This is a genomic window from Micromonospora sp. NPDC007230 (genome assembly GCF_042869115.1).
Lineage (GTDB): Bacteria > Actinomycetota > Actinomycetes > Mycobacteriales > Micromonosporaceae > Micromonospora.
Genome location: NZ_JBIAFE010000033.1, coordinates 11,992 through 37,375 on the forward strand (window position 1 = coordinate 11,992; position 25,384 = coordinate 37,375).

Sequence of the window (25,384 nt, forward strand, 5' to 3'; positions counted from 1 at the left end):
CGCCGCCCGGCAGCTGCGTACAGCCGACGCCATCTTGCGCTCCCTGGCCGATCAGCCCGGCGTGGTGCTCGCCGACGAGGTCGGTATGGGCAAGACCTACGTTGCCCTCGCAGTGGCGGTCTCCGTCCTGGAAGCAATCGGGCGCGCCAACCCCGTCGTCGTCCTGGTCCCAGCGGCGGTCGCCGAGAAATGGCCCCGCGAGTGGCAGGTCTTCGCCGAGCACTGCCTCCCGCCCGGCCACGGGCTGCGCGGGTCGCGGCCGGTCAAGCGAGGCAGTGACCTGCTCAAGCTGCTCGACGACCCCCCTGAGGAGCGCCAGCACCTCATCTTCGCCACGCACACTGCGCTCACCAGCAGGCTCACCGACCCGCTTATCCGACTCGCCCTGCTGCGCCAGGCGACCCGCTACGACCGCGATCGGGACAAGCACCGCCGCGTGCTGGCCAAGCATGCCCACGCACTGCTGCGGGAACGCCGGTTCCGGGGTGCGGCGGGCCAGGCCTTGGTGGCGACGCTGCTCGAGAAACAACCGGGCCGGTGGAAGCAGGCGTGGGACCGGGCGCGACCCGAGGATCCGCTCGACGACGACCCCGTGCCTGCGGCACTGCTCGACGCCGTATCTGGGCTCGACCTCGAGGACCTACGGCAGGCGTTGGCCGCCGTTCCTGTCTACCGCACCGCCAACCTGGAAGAGCGGCTCAAGGTCGCTCGGGCACAGCTCGAGTGGGCACTTGGCGAGGTCTGGAAGGGGGCCCTGCAGCGCCTGGATGTCCGGCTGCCGCTGCTGATACTCGACGAGGCCCATCACGTCAAGAACAGGACCCAGCTCGGTGACCTCTTTGCCAACACTGTTGACGAGCGCGGCGCGCTGGGAAACATGTTCGAGAGGATGCTGTTCCTCACCGCCACGCCGTTCCAGCTCAACCATGACGAGCTGATCCGGATCTTGCGTAGATTCCATGGGGTGCGCTGGTCGTCGCAGGCGGCGCGGGAGCGGTTCGACGACCAGGTTGAAGAAATCCAGAACGGGCTCAACCGAAGTCGTGCTGCTGCGCTGCGGCTGGAACGGGCCTGGTCGCGGCTCGAGGAGTCCGACGCCCCCCAGGTTGCCTCCGTCGGCACATTCGACGTTGAGGAAGGGCAATCTGAGCGGGTCCGTACGGCGATCACCGCCGCAGCCGCAGCGCACGACGAGCTCCGATCGGCCGAGAAGCTGCTGCGCCCATGGGTCATCCGACACACCAGGGCCAGCCGGACTCAGCGTCGCGACTACCACCCCGGCCGGGCGATCCTGGACGGACGTGACACGGGTTCGGGCCTGGCCGTCGAAGGCGAAGCAGTTCTGCCGTTTCTGCTCGCCGCCCGCGCCGAGGCCATCGCAAACCTCCACAACGCGGGCAAGGCCAGCCCGGTGCGGGGCTACTACGCCTACGGGCTCGCCTCATCCTTCGAGGCCTACGCCGACACGAGAGCCCACCGGATCGCCAGGCTCGACGACCTCGGAACACCCGACGACTACACGCCGGACGCGTCCACCACCGCCGCGAAGGACCAACTCCGGTGGTACGTCGAGCGCATCAAGTCCGCCCTGCCGCACGACACCGTCGACGGCTGGGCGGCTCACCCCAAGGTCGCCGCGACTGTCCGCCGCGTCGTCGACCTATGGCGGCGCGGCGAGAAGGTCTTGGTCTTCTGCTTCTACCGCGAGACCGGCCGTGCCCTGCGCAATCACATCTCGCGCGCCATCCGGCGGGAGATCATCGACCGGGCCGCGCAGGCCCTCGGGAGGCCCGCCGACGACGACGTGCTAGCTGAGGTCGACGCGATCGCCGAGCGCCTGCTTCGCAGCGATGTCAGCGGGTACGACGCCTTCCGGGAACGAGTCGCCAGCTACGTCAACGGACTCGATGACGGGACGGCGCAACGGGTGCAGGATGTCGCGGTCCGCTTCATGCGTACGCCTTCATTCCTGACCCGTTATGTTGACCTCTCCCCCGACCTGACCATCGAGGGGCTACTCGCTGGCTTGGACCGCGGCGCGCCTGGCGCCACCTTCGCAGACCAGATCAGTGCCTTCGCCGCCACCCTTGCCCAACAGGTCGACAAGGAGCGGGACGACGTGCTTACCGCTCTCGTCAGCATCCAGACCGGTGGCATCCGCGTCGCCAGCGAACACTTCGACACGTCCGAGCGCTCCCACGACCGGGAGGTGCTTCTACCCAACGTCCGCTTGGTCAACGGGGAGGCGAAGCCGGCCACCCGCGAAACGCTCATGCAGACGTTCAACACCCCGTTCTTCCCCGAGGTGCTCATCGCCAGCAGTGTCATGGCCGAGGGCGTCGACCTGCATCACGCCTGCCGCCATATCATCCACCACGACCTGGACTGGAACCCCAGCATGCTGGAGCAGCGGACCGGCCGTGTCGACCGCATCGGCTCCCAGGCCGCCCGGGTCGGCCAGCCTGTCGTGGTCTACGAGCCGTATGTCGGAGGCACCCACGACGAGAAGATGTTCCGGGTCGTCAAGGACCGCGAACGCTGGTTCGGCATCGTCATGGGCGAGTCCCCCGACAGCTCCGAGTGGGCCACCGAGCGTCAAGCCGCCCGCATCCCACTTCCACCCCCGCTCGCCACCGCCCTCACCATGGACCTGTCCGTCCCGGCAACCCAATGACCAGCGCAAGTCGCGAGGGAGTGCGGTCCAACCGTCGAACAGAAGGGTGTTTCGGTCTGAGGGCGGTCCTGGTCGCCGGGTTCGAAGTGGACCTGGCCGGCGCTCAAGAACGGGTGCCTGGTAGGCGCCGGTGACGCACCACGGTCTCGTCTCGTCGGCGTCGGCCACGGCCTCCATGGCGCGCGGCCCGGCGGCGAAGCGGTGAGCCTCTTCAGGCGGCAAGGTGGCGACAGGTCGTTCGGCTCTTGAAGAAGCGGGCCTGAGATGCGATTCTCACTCGTTATGAGCCGGGATCGACAAGGGCGCCCACGCCAGCCGAGCGACGACGTCGAGGACCGACGCGAGCGGCGCGATTCACGAATCCGCGCCGACCGCGTGGAGGTCGCAATGGCGGAGTTGGATGACAGACCACCGACCGACGACATCGAGTTCGGGCCCGATCGAGACACGCGTGCATGGCGCGGAGGATCGCCGGGACTCGGACGACGCCGATGACCTCGTCCACGCGGTGTGCCGTGCAGAACTCGTCGCACCTGATGTGAGCTGGGACTCGTCTGCTCGGACAGGTGGAATCTGCGCGAGCGGTTCGCGAAGTACTCGCTGCGACTACACCCGGACAAGGTGCGGCTAATCGATTTCGCCTGCCGTGATCGCAGCCTTGCTCGCAACACCTCAGCCGGCTTCACCAACCATAGTGAACTCTCTCAGCGGATGCCAGTTGATGCCCTTGCAGAGCGCCGGCCAGAGGGGCGACCCCAAACATTGGCTCGACGTGTCCGCAGCAGCCCTGTGACGGAATGGCCGGCCACATAACGGTGGCGGCCGGCACCTTCACCAGGTGCCGACGACCGGCAGCTGGCCCCGGCCGACGTGCTACCACCGACACCAGGGCCTGGTCGGCCCGCCGCCGGTGCGTCGGCAACCAGTCCGGAAATAGCTACCCTGCCCCAGCTTCGGGATCGCCAGATCGATCGTGCCAGCCCGGGTGTCCCACTCTCTTGTCCGGTAGCCGTTACGGGAGTTGACCCACTCCTCGCTGCGCTGCCCACAGCCGGCACCGCACATAACGTCGGCCTCGGCGGACATCAACGCCTGCGTTTGATCATCGCCTGCAACGCGTCCGGCGACGCCCGGACGCGCCCGCGATCTGCTCGCACAGCAGGTCGACAGGGTTCACACTCTCAGATACGGCCATTGCGTTCCGCTCCTTCATTGACTTGGTCGTCTCGAAGGATCACGCGATGGCCGTCTCTCATCTACGCAACACGCTTATCACGGGCAAGTCGTACACCACCTCCGTGGACGCAACCCACGCGCGACCGCGATAAGACGGGTATTCAGTGTCTGGTGTGCCCATAAAGCTGGCTCACCAGATCAGAGCTCGTTTGGCGCGCGGAGACTGAGGGACAAGCTGGTGCCGTTGGCGAGAAGTACACTGTCGGCGACTAGGCGGTCGAGTAGCAGCTCAAGTCGCCGGGAGATGTCCGGTCCGCGCCGGCTCCAACCGTAGAGCCTGGCCACGTGTGCGCTCAGCTCGTCGCGGCCCACGCCACCGGTGTCCCGGACCAGGTTCGTCAAGGCGAGCGCCAACTCGTCGTCGTGGACCTGCTCCACGCTGCGGCTGCAGGTGTCAACGGGGCTACGAACCTCACTGACCACGGCGCCCGGCACGCATACGAACTCCCCGTCACGGTCGAGCCCGGCCTGCCGGATCGCGGCGTCGATGTTGTCCCGGATACGCGACCCGATCCGGCCGATGCCCCAACAGTCGCGCAACCTCTGGTGCATGACTGTGATGTGCACCGGCCCTTCGACGGCGGCGACCTCGGCCACGCCGATCCGCATGGCGTGGGCGCTGCCGCGCTCGCTCGGATCGGCCCAGTACGGTAGGCGATCCACGATCGCCGTCCGGTACGGCGTCATCCAGACTGGCTGCAGTTCGAGGGCTGCTGACTCGGTGGTGACGGCGGGACGCTCGATCACGTCCTCCAGGCTGGACAACAGCCCACGCACCGGAGCGGCCACCGCCTTCTCGATCGCGGAACGAAGGCGCTCCTCCTCGCCGAGACGATTGCGATACCAAGCGGTGCCCCAGATCCGGTGCAATCGCCACCCGAGACCGCGCAGCACCTGGTCACGCAGCCGGTCACGGTCCCGGGCGACCTTGGAGGAGTGGTACTGGAACCCATCGCACTCGACGCCCAACACGTAGACGCCGAGCCGATCCGGATGGCGCACCCCCATGTCGATCCGGTAGCCGGCGGCGCCGACCTGCGGGGTCACCTCGTAGCCCCAGGAGCGGATCACGGAGATGACCGACTCCTCGAACGGTGATTCGGCGTCGCCGCCGGTGCTGGTGTCCAGCGCCAGGGCCGCAATGCCACGTTCGGCGTAGTCCAGATAGCGGCGCAGATGCCGCAACCCTTCGCTGCCGGCAGCGGCAACGATGTCCGAAGCCTGCACGCTGGTGACGACTTCGTTGCGGAAGCGCGCCCGGGTGATGGCCACGTTTAGTCGCCGCCATCCGCCGACCCGGTTCAACGGGCCGAAGTTCATCGTTGTCTTGCCGGCCTCGTCCGGGCCGTACCCGATCGAGAAGATCATCACGTCGCGCTCGTCGCCCTGCACCGACTCCAGGTTCTTGACGAAGAAGCCGTCAAGCCGATCGTCGGTGAAGAACTTGTCCAGTTCTGGCCGGTCCTGGCGTGCCTGCTCCACGGCATGCTCGATGGCCGCGGCCTGCGCCTCGGAGAAGCTGACTACACCGAGCGTGAGATGCGGGCGGGTGGTGAAGTGGTGGATGACCCGCTCGGCAACCTTGGCCGCCTCGACCGGATTGTCGCGCGACGAGCCACGCCGGTAGGTGCCGGCGACGTGGAACAGCTCCACGCCCACGTCGGGTCCGACATCCTCGGCGCCGGGGAACGTGATAAGCCGGCCCTTGTAGAACGACGAGTTCGAGAAGGCGATGAGCGCCTCGTGCCGGGACCGATAGTGCCAGCGCAGCGTAAGCGCGCGGAACTCCGCCGAGCCCTTCATGAGGTCGAGAACGGACTCGAAGTCGACACCGTCCTCGGCCTCCTCATCCCACTCATCGCTGTCGTCGGCGACGCCGGCCGTGAAGAAGCTGGTCGGTGGGAGCTGCTTCTGGTCACCGGCCGTGATCAGGGCGTCGCCTCGGTAGATGCAGTTGACAGCGTCGGCGGGTGCGACCTGACTCGCCTCGTCGAAGATGACGACATCAAATCGCATGTCGGACGGGAGATACTGGCTCACCGCCAGTGGCGACATCATGAAGCACGGCTTGATCGCCTGGGTGACGTTGCGCGTGCGCTCCAACAGCAGCCGCACCGGCATGTGCTTCTTCTTCTTGCCGGCTTCGCGGCGGATGACACCCGACTCACCCAGATTGTTGCGAGGCCGGCGCGCATTGCACGCCGTGATGATCCGCGAGGTCGCCGCCGCGATGAGCGCGCGGTCCAGGCCGCGATACTCGGCCACGAGTGAGTCGCGGTCCTCGGCCCGCACCACGCGCAGGGCCGCATCCTGATGCAGGTGGTGGTCGGCCCACTCCTGCAGCAGGGCGCGCTCAAGTACCAACGGCACCTGCTCGGCGCTCAAGCCCTCGGTAATGCAGAAGTCGATGGCGGTCTCGAGTCCTACGGCGACGAGTTCAGCTCGGGCGCCTTGATACGCGAACCACTCGTCCTGTCCGGCGCTGTCCTCACGCAATGCCGCGATGAGATCGCCCGCCTCCGCGTAGTCGTCGAGTTCGGAACCCAGTTCTGCGTGCCTGCCCGCTTCGAAGGCCGCCAGCAGGTCGGCACGCGCCCCGGCCCACCGCCGTTCGATGTCGCCCAGCTGCGGCGTTGGGACGACGCTCTCCAGCGCCTCCGCCTGAGCGGCAGTCAAGGGCGCGTCGAAGCCATTCCTGCAGGCGCGCATCTGCATCGCCCAGTCCAGGGCCGTGTACACCGCCGGCAGATCGGTCCGCTCACCGGCATACAGCGAACCGAGGACCGACGAGTAGCCGTGGCCGTGTGCTGCGAGCACGGTATAGGCGGCGTCGACGGACGCGCGCAGCTCAAGCAGGTGACGAGACTCGGCGACGGTCAGCTGTCGGCGCACTGCCTGGCTGACCGACCCCGCCAGCGCAGCCGCCGACCGCAGCGGGCCCTGGTGGCTTTGCAGCCATCCGGCCGCCTCAGTGAGCGGAAGCAACACGAGTTCCGGCCGTGCAGCGGGCAGCGGCTCCGGTGCCAGACGCGCGCGCCAGTCCTGCAGTCGTGCGCGCGTTTCGTCGGCGACAGCAAGCACGCTGGTGTTGGGGATCGCGTCACGGGCGATGTGATCAGCAAGCTTCGCCAGGTCCGCGGTGCGGGCCTGGCGGATCGCGGTGTCCGCGGTCGCCAACGCCCGGGCGATCAGGTCGAAGTCGGTGGAGCGGCCGTCGTAGTAGGTTCCGAGGGCCGCCGCATGCCGAGTCTCCGCCTCGTTGAAGGCGGCCGCGGCCTGCTTCCAGGTAATCGCCAACGTCAGCTGATCACGCGCCGACTGCCAGTTCACACCCGCACAGGTGAACATGGCAAGAGCCCGCCTGTCGGCGCGGTAGGCACCGCTGAGCTTCTTCAGGCCCCGGTGCTCATGTACGAAACGATGCGCCAAGCCTTCGACATCCGCCGCGAGCAGGGCGTCGGTGTATTGTGCTGCCGCCGACTCTTCCGCATTCAGCAGGGCGACGATGGCCTGCTGGAGCGCCTGCGCGGCTTGGGTGGCGGCAGCATGCCCCTCGGCGGACAGCCACGCCCGTTCGGGGCGGTTGTCGCTGCGGCCGAGACCGGCTACCGCCAAGGTCGCCTCGGCATCGTCGAACGACAGAACGGGCGGCAGGCCCAGCATGACGGCCAGCCCACTGAGCGACCGGCCAGCGGCCTGCAGTGTTTCTGCGTCGCGCTGAAACGTGTCGGCAAGCACCGCCGCCTGCTCCGAGGTCAGCGATGCGAGGTGCAGTGGCGCGACCACAAGGCTTTCCAGCGCTGAGGTGTCGAAATCCGCCGTGCTGTCCGCGTTGGGAAGCTCGGACCAGGACACACCGGCGGCACGATTGGCAGCATCCTGCCGGTCGGCAAGCTCCCGGAGTTCCGTAGCGAGACGATCCGCGGATTCCTTGGCCGAGTCGAGCTGAGCAGCCGTCAGCCACTGCTGGGGCACGTCGGCCGGCCGTATAGCGCAGTGGGCGACGACGCGCGTGAGGGCGGGTGCCTGGCACAACCGGCTGACGCCGAACGCGGCGGCCAGTGGCGCATGGGCCGCGGTGACGCCGGCCAACGCGTCGAGCGTTGACGCGGCTGCGTAGAGACGGGCGTCCAGGGAGCCGCGATGCGTGACGCCACGCCAGGCGAACGAGCGCCCCTGAGTAGCGGGGCGCCAGGCCCGGGCCAGCGCCGCAGCGGTAGCCCGCACGGTCCCGAACATCTCGACAGTCAAATCGACCGGCGCGATGCCACTCATCGGAGCGGCGGGAACGTTGTGCAGGTTGGCGACCATGCCGAGGACGTCGTGCAGCGAGTAGTTGAGCGGCGCCCGCGGCACGTTCATGGCCTCGGCGTACGCGTTCAGCTCCTCGCGGCGGCGCCGGGCGTTGTCCAGATCCATGTCGTTCATCCCGCTCGGGGCGACCGGAACGGCCTCCAGCGCCTGCCCCAGTGCCGACGCCACCTCCTTTCGCGTCGCCTTGTGGGAGTGCAGCTCCAGCAGGTAGGCACTGAGTCCCACGTCGTGGAGCCTGTTCCGGACCACTTCGAGCGCCGCGGCCTTCTCGGAGACGAACAACACCCGCTTACCGGCGTACAGCAGCGCTCCGATCATGTTTGCGATGGTCTGCGACTTCCCGGTTCCGGGCGGGCCGTCCATGACGAACGAGCGGCCCGCCAGCGCGGCGGCGACGCTGGCCCGCTGCGAGGAGTCAGCGTCGAGCACCAGCGGCACCTGCTCCGCCGGCATGTCCTGGTCGATCCGGTCTTCGGTCAGCTCCTCGAAGAGGAAGCCGCTGCCTCCCGAGCCTCGCCCACCCGTCGCCAGCCCTTGGATCACCGGATGTCCTGCGACAGTGGCCTCGTTGTCGAGCAGGTCGCGGTACATCGCCTCCTTCGCGAATGAGAAGTAGGAGAGCGTGACCTCATCGTTGACCCGCCAGCTGGCGTGCCCGGCCACGGCGGCCCGCGCGTCGGCCAGGAATTCGGCATAGGCGACGTCCTCGAGTTCGTCGACGGACGGCAACGTGACCATGAGCTGGTTGAGCTTGAGCGTCAGCGCCGGGTTGACGACTGGATCTTCATCCGCACGCTGCAGCAAGGGCAGCTGCCGCGCCCCGGTCGCAACGAGCCGGACCGGGACGAGCAGCAGCGGACTGGTGTATCGCGCCTTGTCACCGTCGGTCCAGGTGAGCGAGCCGAAGGCGAGATAAAGGATCCACAGGCCTCGGTCCAGGAACTCCTGGTTCGACCGGCGCATGAGGTTGCGAAGTGCCGAGCTCAGATCACCGACCGGTTTGTCCGTGCGGAGGACGTCAACCCGGAAACCCTTGCCCGGCGTGCCGAGATCAGCTGCGGCGAGGGCGCGGCCCGGTTCGGTCAGTGCCCTCTCGAACTCGTCGCTGCCCTCCTCTGCGGGACGGAACCGGAAGTAGCGGCCGGCGCTCAAACCGGCCAGGACCTCCGTGGCGGCCGGGTCTAGCACCCGAACCGCCCCCGACTTGCTCAGCCGAAAGTTGAGGAGCCGGTTCGTGCCGGAGAGGTTGATGAGACTGTCACGCCATTGACGGATGGTCGCCTGCAGCAGCCGATCCTGCGCCGGAAGGTTCTCGGTCATACCGGCGTTGCCGCCCATTTCAGATTTCTCCATCCGTACTACACGTCTCAGGTTCTGTTACCGCGCTGCTGGGCAGGCGCCCGTCGAGAAGTCAAATGCTCCATGTCCCGCCTGGGCAGGCCGACCGGCCGACGATCGGCAGGCCACGGCGCGCTCTCAGCCGCGGCTCCGCGCAGCGATCGTGGTGCGTGCAATGCGGGAGCAGAGTGATGTCATCGTTCATGGAGATCTGCTCGAACGTAGAGGCGGCAGCGCTACCCCACACTCGGCCATCCGGCTGGTCTTAAAGCACTGCCTGTCCACGGACCTGGATGGCGGTCCGGCCGTGGGCTCCCTGGCTCTTGGTCGTCGAGCGGCAACCACGTAGCCGGCTCGTAGTCCATGCCGTACCCGCAGTCGTCCCGGTCGCCGACCAGCTCGAACGAGCCGATGATCGGGCCGCTCTCGTCGCCGGTGAGCTGGTAGACGACCTGCCAGGTGTCGCCCTCCGAGAGCGCCGGCCACCGTACGCCGCCTCGATCTCGGCGGTGACGTTGAGCTTGGTCTACTGCGGCTCCTGCGGACATCGATGCGGGCGCTCATGGCGACACCGGCAGCAGGGAGCTGGGTGTGCCGCTGTGCGACAGATAGAGCACGTCGCGGGCCCGGGTGAGGGCGACGAACAGCAGGCAGCGCTCACGCTGCAGGTCCTGCTTGTGGGCGTGCGGATCCTCCGCTGCTGATGTCACCGCCTGTGGCGCAGGAAGTGCTCCCGCGCCGAGTCCGACGACCGCGAGGCATTGGAACTCCAAGCCCTTCATGCGGTGCATGGTGGCGACCCGCACCCCGTCGATGCCGTGCTTGTCGTCGGCGACGGGGATGTTGGCGCCGCGTAGGATCCTGCTGATGGTGCTGACGAGCTGTCCGGTGCGGGCGGCCACGCCGATGGCGTGTGGTTCCACGCGTTGGTCCAGCCAGGTTCCCAGCCTGGCGTACGCGGGCAGAAATCCGCGGTCGATGGCCAGCTCAGCCATACCGTTCCCCCCGTCGCCGGCGCCTTGGGTAGACCGAGGCGCCATGTGCTGGCACTGTCGTGAGCCTTGGACAGGGGTGAGCGGCGGCGCCCGCGCGACACGTACGGCCGCCCGGTGGCGTCCTGGCACCCGCACCCCGAACCGACCACAGTGAACCATGTTGTGAACGCCGCTTGCAAGCGTCATCTTGTTGCGGACGTTCACTAGGGCGCCTTTCACCCGAGCCGTCCGCGCCTGGCCGGTCATTGGCGGTTATGCTGGCCATCGTGGTGGCGGGCGCGAGCCTCAAGAACCGGTACAACGTGAGCCGGCTCCCGTTGGCGCACAAGGGCATGGGCGAGGTCTGGACAGCTCACGACACCTTGCTCGACCGCGGTGTGATCGTGAAGGTCGTCAGCGCCCTGAGCGCTGATCTGGTACGTCGGTTCCGACGCGAGGCGCTCCTGACCGCCCGGCTCGATCATCCCGGGGTCCCCGCCGTCTACGACCTGGGCGAGCATAGCGGCCTGCCCTATGTGGTCCTGCAGAAGATCGACGGGATCACGCTCTCGGATCTGGTGGCCGAGCAGGGAAGGCTTCCGATCGCCTGGGTAGCCGCTATCGGAGCACAGGTCAGCAGCGTCCTGCTCGCCGCGCAGCAGATCGGTCTGGTGCACAGAGACATCAAGCCGAGCAACGTCATGCTGGAGAGAAGCGGCGCGGTCAAGGTGCTCGACTTCGGCCTGGCCGTGATGCGCGACGATGACCGCTACTCGCGGATCACCCTGAGCGGACAGAGTCTGGGCACCGTGGGCTACATGGCACCGGAGCAGATCCTCGGCGGGCCCACCGACCAACTCACCGACCTGTACGGCCTGGGCGCCACGCTGTTCGACCTGCTCACCGGCCGTGCACCGTTTGCCGGCGTGACCACGATGACCACGGTGCGGCACCAGCTGGCCGACCCCCCGCCGCGCCCCGCCGAGTTGCGCGACGACGTCCCTACCGAGCTCGATGATCTCGTCCACGCGCTCTTGGCGAGCCGCCCGCAGGATCGGCCCGCGAACGCTGCCGAGGTGTACGACGTACTGGTGCCACTTGCCCAGGACCTTCCTCCCCTCCCCGGCGTGGTCGCCGACGGCATGAGCCCCGTGCGGGCATACGCCGCGATCATCGGGCGGGTGCCGCAGCCGACCCCACACAGCGTGGCGCCGGCAACTGGGAACGCCGAGCTGGATGTCGAGCAGGCCGCGAAGCAGGCCGAGCAGCTGCACACCGCCGGCGAGTTCCGAGCCGCCGCGCGAGAGTGGCGGCGGCTCGCCAGTGAACTCGCGCAGCGGCACGGCGAGGACCACCGACTGGTGTTCGACTTCCGGCTGCGCGCCGCCCGCGCCCACGTACCACTCGGCGAGCACGAGCGTGCGTTGCGTCATCTCAACGTGCTGCTAGAAGACCGTGTCCGGCTGGACGGACCCGAACACGCCACGGTGATGGAGCTGCGGCAGGAGATTGAGCGGCTAATCAAGCAGCTCTCGTCTTCATCCCCGTCCCACCGATCTGCACCAGACGCGGATCGCTGAACGACCGGGGCAACAGCACGGCCTTCTGCTCCGCGAACCGGCCACCGCCGTAGTGGAAGATCTGCGCGCAGTTCTGACCGCGTGTCTCGGTCGCCAGCGCCCGCCGGGCCAGCGACGAGTACATCGCACTGTGCTTCAACCAGGCCGCCTCCTCGCCGTGTCGGTCGAAGCCCCGGCCGCTGGCCGCGTGACCGAACGCGTCGTGCACGGCGCGGAACATGTCGTTCTCGCCGTCACTAAGGTACGGGTGCGGGTTGCCGGTCGCGGCGCTGGCCCACACCTTCAACCGGCGTCCCCGCACATCCTCGACCATGGACTCCACATCGAGGTACGGGTCTTCGTCGACGATCCGCACCGTCACGCCAAGGCCACCGAACTCGACCCGGCCCACCAGGAAGTGGTACTGCCGCACGGTCTCCCGACAGAACGCGGCGTACGCGGTGTAGGCCCGCTCGTCCGAGGTCGGCGCGGCCATGTAGGCGTCGGCGATGGCCGCACCGACCACGGGGTCAAGGCGCACACGCGCATACGCCTCGGGAGGGATGGCCGAACTGTTTTCCGAGCCGTACTGCCGCGCCCCGGTGAGCAGGTAGGCGACCGGCGAGAAGGATGAGGTCGAGGCGGTGGGCAGCGCAGACGCGAGCAAGGGTGTTCATGGTCCTCCTTCGATCGTTGGGATGAAATGGATCCGGTCAGTGGGCGGCGACGGCGCCTTCCCGCACGTCGGTCACCTCTGCGCCGTCGCCGGACGCAGCCTGCTGCTCGCGGCGCAGCAGCTCGCCGAGCACGCGAATCTCGGAGACCCGACGGTCCTGATAGAACTTGGCGAATTTGCCGACGGTGGTGCTACGTCCACGACGAGGCATGGAGACCCCCAAAGGTGGCTTGTGTATCGGAACCAGGAGCAATGTAGCCCTTGTGAACCCTGTAAACAAGAGCCGGCGACATGGTAGCGTTCACGTGTGACAACAGAGCCGAACATGGTCATCGGAGACGCGACCCTGACCGCCAGCGGCATTGCGCGCCTGGCCAACGTCGGCCGGGCCGCGGTCAGCAACTGGCGCCGCCGTTACGCCGACTTCCCGTCACCAGTCGGCGGCACCCCGACCAGCCCATCCTTCGACGCACGCGAAGTAGAGCAGTGGCTCCGCCAGCACGGTCGACTGCACCGAGCCAGCATCGAGCAGTGGGCCTGGCGACACATCGAGAGCTACCAGCCCGCAGCACAAATAACCGATGCCCTCAGCATCTCCGGTGCCTACCTACTCGTCCGCTCCCAGCAGAACGAGCCCGCCGGCGAAGCCCTGCCCGCCCCGAAACAGCTCGTCACCAGCCTGGCCGCCCTCGACCCCGACCTGGCCGAACTCGTCGACGACCTGCTGCCGAAACAATGGACGCAGCAGCTCAGCACCCTGCTGCACACGGTCGACCAACTTGCCTCCGAGCAGGACCCGGAGCTCGCCTTCGAGTACCTGCACAACCAGTATGTGACGTCGGCCAATTCACTGTCCGGCCTCGCCGGCACACCGGACAGCGTTGCCGAAGTGATGCTGACGCTCGCCGGCTCTGGGGCCCGCACGTTCGACTTCACCAGTGGCACCGGATCGATCCTGCGCATGGCCGCCGACCTGGCACTTCGAAACGCCACAATGACGCGCTGCTACGCGCAGGAGATCAAGCCGCAGTACGCGCTGATCACCCTGCTGCGCCTATGGTTCGTGCACCTGCGTGCCCGACGCGCCGGGTACGCCGCAGAGCCGCCCGTCGTACACGTCGGCGACAGCCTGCTCGCCGACGCCCTGCCCGACCTGCGGGCCGACGTCGTCGTCGCCAACTTCCCGTTCGGCATCCACGACTGGGGCCACGACCGCCTCGCCTACGACCCACGCTGGACCTACGGCCTGCCCCCGCGCACCGAACCCGAACTCGCCTGGGTGCAGCACGCCCTGGCCCACCTCTCCCCCGACGGCACCGCCGTCGTACTCATGCCCCCAGCCGCCGCGCTGCGCCCGGCCGGCCGCCGCGTCCGCGCCGAACTGGTACGCCGCGGAGCGCTGCGCGCCGTCATCGCCCTGCCCGCCGGCCTCATGCCACCGACCGGCATCGGCCTGCACGTCTGGGTCCTCGCCCAGCCCAACCCGCAGCAGCCACCCGCAGGAGGTCTACTGGTCGTCGACACCACAACCGCCTCGAAGACCCGCCGCCTCTCCGACATCGTGGAGACAGCGTGGCGTGCCTACCTGTCGAATGACACCGCCGAGGAGCCCGGCGTCCACCGCACCGTACCGGCCATCGATGTGCTCGATGATCAGGTCGACCTGACACCGCAACGCTACCTACCGCAGGCCAACGAGCTCACCGCCACACCGGCGCAGATCCTCGCCAAGATCAGCGACTTCGACCAACTCCTCAATGAGGTACGGCGCGGCCTCCCACCCGTACAGCAGGCACAGACCGCAGCACTACACGCAGCACCACAAGCCGACATTGCCGACCTGATTCGATCCGGCAGCATTTCCGTGCAACGCGCAACCTCACGCACCCGATCAATCAGCGCCGCCTCCGACAACGCAGTGCTGACTGCCTCCAACATCCAGCCCGGACCATCGGCAACCGGTTCTACCGATCAGGCTGAAGACGACCACCCGGGACCGCGTGTGCAGGCCGGTGACATCCTCATCCCGACCGTCGCCCGTGAGATCATCGCCCATGTAGCAACCCCGGAGCAGATCGGAGCAGAACTGGGCCCGGGCGTGCAGCTGATGCGCGTCGACGCGAGCCGCTTCGACCCGTGGTTCGTCGCTGGCGTCATCTCCCGCACAGAGAACCTGCGCGTCGCTGGCCGCGCCTCCAGCACCGGAAGCGGCACTCTTCGCATCGACGTCAGACGGCTCACCATTCCCGTGCTGCCGCTCGACCAGCAGCGAACATACGGGCAAGCCTTCCGCCAACTCGCCACATTTCGCACCAAGCTCGACCAAGCCGCCGCGACCGGGGCCGCCTTGGCCCGCGAAATCGCCGACGGTCTCACGGTCGGCGTTCTCGGCATCTCGCCCTGATCAGGAAATGGCTGACGCAGCGTTGTTCTTGACCCCCCAACAGCACAACGCCGCCGGCCGCAACGAGACGAGCCGTCCCATCAGCAGTCATCGGCAGGCAGGCCCCTTGAGGACAAGCCGGACCGCCACTCGTGACGGCGGCCGCGTCAACCGGCCAGATCGGCAGGTGCCGGCAGCGGCGATCAAGCCAGTTCAGCGTCGCACGCGAGGGCTTGCTGCCGGCATCGTTGCGCAACATCGCGGTCGCCGCCCGGTCCCCCGAGGTCTTGCGCGAGTGCGTCGAAGTCGCGCCGGGCATTCCGATAGTCCCCGGCGAGCATGCGGACGTTGGCAAGGTCCATCCGGACAGCGATGACCTGCGGCTCAAGGTGGCCTGCTCGCGTCGACAGCAACGCCTGCTGCAGGACCTCCGCAGCTTGCGCGAAGCGTTCCGCCTCGGCCAACTCTCGCCCCCACTCGCGCAGTTCTTCCAGCTGTTGGGGCTCACCAACGGGGCGGGCTCGCTCGGCGCGGGCGTCGTCCTCTGCCGGGTCTATTCGCTCGTTTGACCCGTCAGTCCTTTCCGGCGATGTCCGACGTCCTCTTCCCGTTGAGGCCTGATCCGTCTCCGGATGGAACGGCGCGAGCAACTGTTCGACGTTCGCTGCTGATCCAGGGCGGTCGGTCGGCTTCTTGGCGAGCAGGCAGTAGAGCAGGTGTGCCAGGTCGTCGGGAACGTCAGGCCGGTATTCGGTGATGACGGGGATCGGTGCCTGGATGTGCCGGCGGAGCATGTCCGGGGCGTTCTTGGCCTCATAGGGTGGGCGTCCGGTGAGCATCTCGAAGAGGATGCAGCCGAGCGCGTACAGGTCGGCCGCAGGTCCCGTCGGGTTTCCGGCGGCCTGTTCCGGCGCGATGTATGCCGGGGTGCCCAGCGTGTGGCCGGTAGCGGTCAGACGGGATGCCTCGGCGGGACCGAGCAGGGCTGCGACACCGAAGTCCAGGACCTTGACTCCTCCCGTGGGAGTGATCATGAGGTTCTGGGGCTTGAGATCGCGGTGCACCAGCGAAGCAGCGTGGGCAGCGGCGAGCACGGAGCAGACCTGGCTGGCTATCGAGGTGGACTCGCCGACGCTGAGCTGCTCCCGCTCGGCGATAAGGTCGGCGAGCTCGATGCCCCGCACGAGTTGCATGACGATGTACAGGTCTTCGCCGTGCTCTCCGAGGTCGTGGATGACCGGCACACCGGTGTGGTCGAGACGCGCCGTGACACGCGCCTCCCGCCGGAAGCGCTTGACCGCGACGTCCCGCTCGTCCTCCGGCACATCCATCTGCCGGAGGAACTTGACGGCCACCGGCCGGTCGAGCCGCTCGTCGTAGCCCGCCCAGACCTGGCCCATCCCGCCACGCCCGATCGGGTATGTGAGCTCATACCGATCGGCGATGCGGTCCCGCGCCTGCACCTCTGCCTCCCCCTTTTCGCGTGCCGGCCCCTGCCGCGGCCGGCAGTTACGTCAGCTGCCGCTGCACGAGGCGAGCGGTCAGGAACGGGCTGGGCGTGCCGTGCCAGAACACCGCCAGCTCGTCGCGGGGCCGGGTGGCCGCCACGAAGAGCAGGGACCGGTCCCGCTGGCGCTCGCGCTGGTAGCGCTTGGGGTCGGTGTCCCGGTACCGGCTGATCATCTGCCGTGGCACCAGCCCGTCACTGACGGCGGCGATGATCATGCGCTGGTACTCGAGGCCCTTGAACCGGTGCATGGTGCCGACGTGGATGCCGTCCGGCTGCTTCGGGCCGTCCGGCCCTATCTCCACGGCCGGCAGTTCGTCGGCTTCCAACCGGCTGAGCACGTCTGCCGCCAGTTCCCTCGTCGGCAGGCAGATGGCCACCGAGCCGTCGGTCGGGTTACCCCAGGCCCGCAGCTGCTCGGCGATCAGATCCCGTTCCTGCGCCCAGGTCGCCGCGCCTCGGAACGCCGGCCGGGCACCCCGCAGCAGCGAGCGGTAACCCGCCAGGTCCTCCTCGCCACCGTCCAGGTCGTCGTACACCTCTCCGGTCATGATCTGCAGAGCGTCGGCCAGGATCTGACGGGTGGTGCGGTAGCTGAGGGTGAGGCGGGACGAGCGACCGCGGATGTTGATGCCGAGGCTGCTCAGCGTCACGTGGTTGTCGTAGATGCGCTGGTGGGTGTCGCCGGTGAGGAACATGTCGTCCGGGCCTGGAGCAACCATGGCGCGCAGCATCTTCCAGTGGGCGGCGCTGAGGTCCTGGGCCTCGTCGACCACGATGTGGCGGTAGCGGGGGCGGTGGAAGCCGCCGGATGATTCGCTGGACTCGGCTGCGCGGTCCATCTCCAGTCGTGCTGCCCGCTGGGCCACCTGGCGCCAGGTCCAGACACCGCGGCCTTCGAGCCACGTGGTGAACCGCTCGGTCAGCTGCCAGATCTGGTCCCGCTCGGCGCGGGTCAGGCTGCGGCCTCGGTTGGGGCGACGCGCCTTGAAGTACTCAGTCCGAGAGTTGAGCACCTGGCCGAGGATCACCTGGGTCCACTCGGCGGCGAGGAACTCCGCGTCCCAGCCGGACTCGCCGGTCTCGAGGAGGAACTCGCTCCACAGCTCGGGGACCCGGTTGTCGTCGACGACCCGCCGGCTCCCACCCGCCTTCGCCTCGGTCACGACGCGGCTGGCCAGCCGGTCGATGTTGACGATGTCGACGCGCGCCACCAGTTCCTGGCCGCCGAGTGCCAGCAGCCGGGTCCGCAGGTCGGCGGCGAGGTTGCGGTTGAAGGTGGTGAGCAGGATGGGCTTGTCCGTGCCGGGCGGCAGCTGCCGGGCGAGGTGCGCGACCCGGTGCAGTGCGACGATCGTCTTGCCGGTGCCGGGACCGCCCCCGACCCGGGCAGGGCCGTTGTACTTCTTCTCGACCAGCTTGCGCTGAGTGGGGTGCAGGAATATCTGCCACCGCTCGAAGGCTTCACCGATGATCGCCTGCAGCGCCTCGTCGTCCGAGGTGACCTGCGTGGCGGGGCGTTCCACCGCCGCTTCGAAGTCCTCCGGGTCGACCGGATCGTCGGCGCGTACCGGGTCGGTGACCTGCTTGAGCACCTCGCCATAGGGGGTGCCGTCGAAGAGCGCGAACAGGACGTCGGTGGTGAGTTGCGGTGCCCGGTCGAGCAGTTCCAGCAGCTCGGCCTCGGTGGTGAGTTCCCGGATCTGCGGCAGCAGCGGCTCGGAGACCCCCAGGTCCAGGAGCTGGGCGTCGGTGTACACGTCGAAGAGGGGCTTCTGAGCGGGCTCCGGCTCGGTGTCCGGCGGCACGACCCGGCCGACGATGCTGTCGCCGACCGGCGCCAGGTCGACGACCTCGATGCCACCGGTGATCCGGTTGATCCGGTACGCGTACCGGGACAGGTCGTCGTACACCTCGCCCCGATGCTTGACGTCGACGAGCAGATAGTCCCGGTCGGCGATGTGCAGCAGCAGCGCCCGGTAGTCCCGGTTGACCCGGGCAGACATCAGCCGGGAGTCGCCGTTGAGCGACTTCAAGTTGAGCCCCGGGTTCTCAGGGTTGTGCCGGAACTTGTGCATGAACTCGTAGACCGCGCCGATGTCGGCGCGGGCGAGCTTCATGACCTCCTTGTCGGCTCGGTCCAGCATCCGCAGGGTGGCTCCGGTGCTCATCAGCTCTGTCCCCCACTCGTCCCCGTCAGCTGTGCTGCCAACTCCTCAACCGACCACTCCCGCGCGGTCCGCGCATGCCAGCCCGCCTCGGCGTACGCGCGATCCCGGTCTTCCGTCTCCGGGTCGTCGGCCGGTCCCGTGAGCACGATGGCGATCCGCCGATCGGGCCAGGCGAGCTCGGCCGGCCACGCCTGATCGCCGAGCTCGTAGCCCACCACCGGCGCGGGCAGGTTCTGCCGCGCGAGCTGCTGTACGAGGAGCTCCAGCGTGTTCTCGTCGCGGTCCATGTACCGCAGGACCTCCTGCCAGGGCGACTCGTCGTCGACCGGCTCCGGCTCGGCCGCCACCGACTGGGGCGCGACGCCGAGCCAGGTGGCGGTTGCCTCGTCCAGTGGCAGTGCGCGCTGGGTCAGCACCAGTCCGGTGCCTTCGGTGACCGCCATCGACGCGGGGTCGAAGGCGTCCAGCGCGGAGACCGCGAGCTGGCCGGCGTCACCACCGCCGTTGCTGAGGAACTGGATGACGTTGCCCCAGGCGAGCCAGGCTGCCCAGCGTTCCTTGTGTCCCTCGTCGGCCACTGCGGCCGGCAGGTCGTCGACGACGGTGAGCGCCGACCAGGTCGGCAGCGGCTTGCTGCGGCCGTCGACAACCACCGTCACCGAGCAATCCGCGTGGTCCCGAGCGCGGCCGACGATGATGTGGCGGTGCGGGGAGGGCGCGGGCAGCGATTCGCCGCGCAGCGAGGCGAGCAGTCGCTCGCCGACGCCGGCGGAGTCGGTGGGGCTGTTGTCGCGGGCCTGCTTGAGCATCCCGGCCAGGGTCGCTTCCGCTCGGCGCTGCCATCGCAGCAGATCAGGGTCGGCAAGGAAGCGCATCAGCTGCTCGACCGGGTTGGTCCAGATGGTCTCTTCGAGTTCGTCCGGGTCTGCGCCCGGGAGGAACTTCCGATAGTTGTCCCGGGCGGCCTGCTTGCAGACCCCGCCGTACGGCATCCAGCGCCCGTGTCCCTCGGCGCTCCCCCAGGTCTTGACGTCATCCCAGGTGGCGGCGAAGACCAGGTAGCCGTGGGCGCGCAGCCGGGCGCGCTTCTCGGCGTCGTCGGCCAGCCGGTTGTACTGGGGTGTGGCGTGGTACTTGAACCCGTCGAGATAGACCGCGACCTCAGGAGAGGGGGCGTCGAGTCGCTTGAAGTGCACGTCGGGTCGGGTGCCCTTGACCGTGTTCTGCAGCTTCATCTGCCAGTGGGTGACGCTCTGCCCGCCGTCCCGAATGAACCGCAGGTCGGCGATGCGGGCGCCGTCGTGGTCCCGGCGCCGGTCGATGCGCAGCCCGGAGCCCGGCGTCTCGCCGAGGGTGAGCAGCTTGGTCAGGAACTGCAGCTCCAGTTCGCTCTCCACCTGATGGATCAGCGAAATTTCATCGGTGCGGGTGCCCTCCTGGACGTCCCAGGTGTCGAGAAGCTTGTCGAGCATGCCCAGCGCCTCGTCGCGGCTCATCAGCGCGAAGTGCTCGTTGCGGGCGTAGCGCAGGAGGCACCGGTGGCACACCGGCTTGGCCTCGTGCCGGCAGTCGCAGTCGGCGATGCGCTGCCGGGCCAGCTCCAGCACCGCGCGGAACTCCTCCGGCTTCGCCAGGCGGTGAAGGTAGCCGGTGCCCTGCGGCTGGGTGTCGTAGACGACCACGAAGTTGCGGGTGCCGTCGCTCTGCCCATCCGGCATGGTGGCGGACACGGCCTGCAGATGGGCCGGCTCGCCGCCGTACTGGGCCGATATGCCGAGCTTGATCGCGGCGGCGAAGGACAGCAGTCGCTCCTGCACCATCGCAGTCGCCGCTGGAATGAGGATGCGCAGCGCCTCGGTCTCCAGCTCGTGGGCCAGGATCAGGTCCACGTGCGCCTCCGGCACCGCCGGGGAGCGCCGGTACGGACACCAGGGCCGGTGATGCTCCGCGCCCTGCACGACGGTCGCACCGGAGGCCTGCGCGGCGAGCTGCTGGCTCGCCGCCGGCAGACCGTCCACGGTGGTGCCACCGCAGGAGGTGCAGGTGTGGAACCGGTTGATCCGCACCTCGTCACCGGCGAAGAGCTCGGCGGCCCGGTCGTACCGCTGGGCGCCGAGGTTGAAGTGGCGGATCATGGCGTGCCGGCTGTAGTCGACGCCGAAGGTGTCGTGCGCGTGCCGCCACGACGAGCCGACCTTGGCCGGGTCGATGTCGACCGCGACGGTGATGGCGTAGAAGCGGCGGTCCCGGTCGTCGCTGTCATCCCGGATCCGGGCGTCGTCGCGCTTGTCCCGGCTGTAGACACGGGTCGGCTGGAGCACCTGGAACAGCCGTCCGTGGTCGGCGATGCCCCGATCCTGGCAGCGCGGGCAGGCGCTGGTGTCCTCCTTGGCCAGGTGGGTGCGCACGTACCCGCACTGGGCGCAGACCCGCCACTGCTCGTACGCGGGCCGGTCGGCCGGGCCGACGTCGAGGCCGGAGATCTCGTGCTTGTAGCCGCGGATGTAGTAGCTGTTGCCGGGGGCGATCTCGACGAGGGCCTGGCGGGCGGGGCGGGCGTACTCGCGCAGTTCGCTGTGGAACCGGCGGTCGCCGTCGGTCTGCTCCTCCCAGGTCAGGGTGGCTTCGAGGTCGGTGCGGCTGTCGATGAGCGCGTAGTTCGGCAGCAGCCCGAACTCGACCATGGTGCCGTGGGCGGCGGCGGCGCTGACCTCGCGTAGGCGGCGGCGGACCGCGGCTTCCTCCGCCTTGAGCATCCTGATCTCGCGGGCGTGGTCCGGGTCGCTGGGCACCAGGGTGCCGCGGGCGGTGGCGATCTCCTGGAGGCGGCGCCGCAGATCGGCCAGCCGTTCCTCCCAGGTCTCGTCGGCCTCCTTCGCCCGGTGCACGATGCCGTCGACCGCGAACTCCCGGAGCTGGTCGGCGGCGGCGCGCAGGACCTTGTCGCCGAACAGTGCCAGGAAGTCCTCCACCAGCCGGGCGCCGTCGCGGCGGCCGGCTTCGGCGAGGTTGGTGAGCCAGCCGCTCGGCCCGAAGAGGACGTGCGCCCGCCGGGGCATCGGCAGCACTCCGGGCAGCCGGCCGCGCGCGGCCAGGTCGATCAGGTGCGCCAGGTACTGCCGGCGCAGGATCTCCACGGCGGACAGGAAGCAGCCGGGTGGCACGATCTGCCCGGCGATCATGTCCCGCGGCTCGGTCAGGTAGTAGCGGTCCCGCTCGCTGCGCCCGACCAGGGTGAGCACGAGGGCGTTGCCGCTCTTACGGCCGGCCCGGCCGGCCCGCTGCACGTAGTTGGCCGGTCCGTGCGGGAGGGACGCCAGCACGACCGCGGAGAGCGCCCCGATGTCGATGCCCATTTCCAGGGTGGGTGTGCAGGACAGGACATTCGGGTCGGTGTACCGCTGGCCCTCGCGGAACTGCTTCTCCACGGTCTCCCGCTGGGCGCGGGTGAGCATGCCGGTGTGCTCGCCGGTGACGACCCGGAAGACGGAGCTTTCCAGGTAGAGCCGCCGGTAGTAGTCGTCCGGCGCGGTGTCGTCGTGGGCGGCCCGGAGCCGGCCGCGGCAGCGGTACTGGCGGCACGGCTGGCCGATCCAGTCGCCGACCCGGTCGGGGTGTTCGGTCTGCTGCCAGTGGCAGGTGTCGCAGCCGACTCCCGCGCGCACAGCGTCGGCGTCGGCGAGCCGCGTGACTCGCAGGTGGCCGGGCATCAGCCCGTACACCGCGTTGCCGTCCTCGGCCTCGCCGGCGGCGACGATGCCGGCGGCGGCCAGGGCCGGCAGCAGCCGGGCAAGATAGGTGCCGGTGTCGCCGAGGTCCATGCCAAGGCACCGCGAGGTCCAGTCCTGGTACCAGTTGCCACGGGCCGCGATCGCGTCGAACTCGGAGCGGGACTTCGACGTCGCGAGCAGGAACGCCGGCGCCGACACACCCTTCGGGAACGCGGGCATACCGGCCGGGCGGCCGCCCCAGACCTGCCACCGGGTGCCACCCCGCTTCAGGTACGGCGCCAGCCACTCGTGGTAGACCGCGCCGCGGGTCCGCAGCCGCTCCAGCAGGCCGCGAAGGAACGCGAGGTAGCGGGCGTCGTCCGGGGGCGCGGCACTGAGCTGCGCCGGGCCGGTGAGGTGGACATCCCGGCAGATCGCGGCGGCCTTCGCGGCATCGTCGAGGGCGACCTCGACGGCGACGCTGCGCGTCAGCTCCAGGGTGCGGCCCTGGCGGGAGCGCAGCCCTGTCTCCATCACGGCGGCGAAGACGAGTCGCTCGCTGATCAGCGACCAGGTCTCCCGGCTGCCGGTGTGCTCACCCGCGAGGAGGTCGTCGACCCCCGGCTGGTCGTGCAGGTCGGGCGGGACGACGGTGGAGAGGATCTCCGGCTGCGCCGCCGCCTCCACCATCTTCGCCACAAGATCGTCGAGCCCTACGGACTCACCCGGCGAGAGCTGGTCGGCCAGCAGCGAGCGCAGGGAGAAGGTGTAGGAGCGGTTGGCGACGAAACCGGCGCGATGCGCGGCGTCCTGGACCGAGTCGTTGAAGAGGAGCGTCTTCTTCTCGCGCTCGTCCAGCTCCCCTCCGGTGAAGAGCTGGGTGATCGCTACCGAGGCGAGGGTGGCCAGGCCGGCACCGAGGAAGCGGATGCCGTGGTCCATCTCGCACGACGGGCAACGATCCTTTTCCGCCGCGTCGATGGCCGACAGATCGCCGAGCACGACGATCGCGTCGTCGCTGGGCTCGCTGTCCCGTTGCGGATCGAAGGGGCGCACCCGGCGGCCGTACTCCAGAATCAGCAGGCCGCCGGGGCGCTGCCGGATCTCATCCTCGGTTGCCGCGATCAGCGCGCGAACCCGGCGCTTGTCCCGGCCAACACTGGCCCGGTAGATCTTGTCCGAGTCAGTCTCCAGCTCCTGCGGGTCCTTCTCCGGGGACAGCGCCATCCAGCCGGCACGGCCGCAGTGCCGGCAGTAGATGGCCGGTAGCCGAGGGTATCGGTTGTCGGCGACCACCACGTCCGCGTCGGGCGCGTACGGGTCGAGCTCGCGGGGTGGTTCGCCGTACCAGCCGAAGGCGGGCTGGTGGGAGGTGCCGCGCAGCAGCCGGGAGACCGCGCGCACCCACAGGTGGGTTTCGATGTTGAGCAGCGGGCGACCCGGCGCCTGCGGATTCTGCGCCATCGAGAGCAGGCCGACGAAGCGGGAGAGGGCCTTCGCGGTGACCCTGGGGCGGGTCTTCATGGCGCTGCCCCAGCCGGTGGCGTTCTTCCGGGGCAGCACGTCAATGATCTCGTCGAGGGTGCCCGGCCGTGCCTGCAGCGAGTCGAGCACCGCCTTGGTCAGCGGGTGCTGGCGCAGCAGCTCACCGAGCCGAGTCGGGTCGTCGAGGCAGGGTTCGCCGAGCACCAGTTCGGCGACCTCGGCCATCATCCGGTCGGGGTGGCGGTCATCGACGGCGGCGAGCTGCTCGGGGCTGGGCAGCGGCAGGCTGAAGTCCTGACGGGCCATGAACTCGCCCGGCTCGTAGCGGTCCTCCCCGACCAACGAGTCGGCGTCAAAGGCGACGCCGAAGACCTGCTCGGCGACCTCACGGATCGCCGTCCGGCCGTCCCGGCCACCGCCCTCGCCGAGGGTGGCGGAGGTGGCCACCGGACAGATCGGCCCCAACGGTCGGTCCGGCTCGTCAAGGCCGAGCGCGGCGGCGAGCCGCCGCAGCAGCATCGCCACGTCGGTGCCCTGCGCACCGTCGTAGGTGTGGAACTCATCCAGCACCACGTACGCCAGCTCTGCTTCCTCCCACAGCGGCAGGTCGTCGGCACGCTGCAGCAGCAGATCCAGCATCTTGTAGTTGGTGATCAGAATGTCCGGCGGGGTCCGCCGCATCTCCGACCGCTTGGTCATCACGTGCGCGTACTCGATCGCCGCAACGTCGCCGATGTAGAGCCCGGCGGTGACCCCGCTGAGCGCCGGATCGGCGAGCAGCTCGTTGATGCGCTGCGTCTGGTCGGTTGCGAGAGCGTTCATCGGGTAGAGCAGGATCGCCTTGACGCCGGCCTTCCCCTGCTGCCGCTGCCGGCGGCAGTGGTCGAGCACGGGGATCAGGAACGACTCGGTCTTGCCGGAACCGGTGCCGGTGGTGATCAGCGTCGGCTCGGCCGCCTTGCCCCTGGTCGACAGCCGCGCGAACGCCTTCGCCTGGTGCAGGTAGGGGGTGAAGTCGGCCGGCGCCCAGTCCAGGCACGCGCGCCAGTCCCCCGCCGCAGGGCGGAAGGGGGTGCGGATCCGCAGGTACGGACCGCGGAAGATGCCCTGCTCTGGGTGGGAGAGGAAGCCCTCCAGGCCCTGGCGTACGCCCTCCTCGGTCAGCCCGAAGGTGGTCGTCAGGTACTGCGTGAGGGTCCGGCGCAGGGCGTCGGCGGCGATGGTCGGCCTCATGAGCGCATCACCGCCGCATGCTACTTCACTCCTTACCGAGGCCCGACCTGCCCGACCACGCGAACAGAAAGAGTGAGTCAGATTCTCGACACTTCTCACTGTCGATCACCACCTAGCCTCGAAA

Annotated in this window: 10 protein-coding genes and 1 pseudogene; 3 read left to right on the forward strand and 8 right to left on the reverse strand. The window is 68.8% G+C overall.

Annotated elements, in window-relative coordinates:
• Positions 1-61 precede the first annotated feature (61 nt).
• The gene (locus ACFYML_RS32325; RefSeq protein ID WP_387424233.1) at positions 62-2,674 is read left to right on the forward strand and encodes a helicase-related protein; all 2,613 of its coding nucleotides are present in this window, start codon (positions 62-64) and stop codon (positions 2,672-2,674) included.
• 871 nt (positions 2,675-3,545) lie between these two features.
• Here the strand turns inward: ACFYML_RS32325 and ACFYML_RS32330 are convergent.
• The 3 genes and pseudogenes from ACFYML_RS32330 to ACFYML_RS32340 all read right to left on the reverse strand — a co-directional run.
• Positions 3,546-3,766: pseudogene (locus tag ACFYML_RS32330) on the reverse strand (transposase); the annotation flags it as partial.
• A gap of 282 nt (positions 3,767-4,048) precedes the next feature.
• Complete coding sequence (locus tag ACFYML_RS32335; protein WP_387424234.1) at positions 4,049-9,577, reverse strand: DUF3320 domain-containing protein; 5,529 nt, start codon at positions 9,575-9,577, stop codon at positions 4,049-4,051.
• Between the two features lie 545 nt (positions 9,578-10,122).
• Entirely contained in the window at positions 10,123-10,557 is a 435-nt protein-coding gene (locus tag ACFYML_RS32340) for a 3'-5' exonuclease (RefSeq protein ID WP_387424235.1), read from the reverse strand.
• A 254-nt stretch (positions 10,558-10,811) separates the two neighbouring features.
• On the opposite strand from ACFYML_RS32340, the gene ACFYML_RS32345 reads away from it, so the two are divergent.
• The gene (locus ACFYML_RS32345; protein ID WP_387424236.1) at positions 10,812-12,116 is read left to right on the forward strand and encodes a serine/threonine-protein kinase; all 1,305 of its coding nucleotides are present in this window, start codon (positions 10,812-10,814) and stop codon (positions 12,114-12,116) included.
• Here the strand turns inward: ACFYML_RS32345 and ACFYML_RS32350 are convergent.
• Both ACFYML_RS32350 and ACFYML_RS32355 read right to left on the reverse strand, forming a co-directional pair.
• A complete protein-coding gene (locus ACFYML_RS32350; RefSeq protein WP_387424237.1) occupies positions 12,058-12,762 on the reverse strand; it encodes a hypothetical protein in 705 nt (234 codons plus the stop codon). The two genes, ACFYML_RS32345 and ACFYML_RS32350, sit on opposite strands and share 59 nt — an antisense overlap.
• Before the next feature lie 46 nt (positions 12,763-12,808).
• Positions 12,809-12,982 (reverse strand): hypothetical protein, encoded by a 174-nt coding sequence (locus ACFYML_RS32355; protein ID WP_387424238.1) that lies wholly within the window; start codon positions 12,980-12,982, stop codon positions 12,809-12,811.
• Positions 12,983-13,078: 96 nt separating this feature from the next.
• Between ACFYML_RS32355 and ACFYML_RS32360 the strand changes: the two genes are divergently transcribed.
• Entirely contained in the window at positions 13,079-15,175 is a 2,097-nt protein-coding gene (locus ACFYML_RS32360) for a class I SAM-dependent DNA methyltransferase (protein ID WP_387424239.1), read from the forward strand.
• Positions 15,176-15,357: 182 nt separating this feature from the next.
• On the opposite strand, the gene ACFYML_RS32365 is transcribed toward ACFYML_RS32360, so the two are convergent.
• From ACFYML_RS32365 to ACFYML_RS32375, 3 genes are read right to left on the reverse strand one after another with little or no spacing between them, the layout of a single operon-like run.
• Positions 15,358-16,617 carry a protein kinase gene (locus ACFYML_RS32365; protein WP_387424240.1) on the reverse strand — a complete coding sequence of 420 codons (1,260 nt, stop codon included), beginning with the start codon at positions 16,615-16,617 and terminating at the stop codon, positions 15,358-15,360.
• Positions 16,618-16,663: 46 nt separating this feature from the next.
• A complete protein-coding gene (locus tag ACFYML_RS32370) occupies positions 16,664-18,832 on the reverse strand; it encodes a UvrD-helicase domain-containing protein (protein ID WP_387424241.1) in 2,169 nt (722 codons plus the stop codon).
• Positions 18,832-25,260 carry a DEAD/DEAH box helicase gene (locus ACFYML_RS32375; RefSeq protein ID WP_387424242.1) on the reverse strand — a complete coding sequence of 2,143 codons (6,429 nt, stop codon included), beginning with the start codon at positions 25,258-25,260 and terminating at the stop codon, positions 18,832-18,834. The genes ACFYML_RS32370 and ACFYML_RS32375 overlap by 1 nt, the downstream gene beginning before the upstream one ends.
• Between the last annotated feature and the right edge of the window lie 124 nt (positions 25,261-25,384).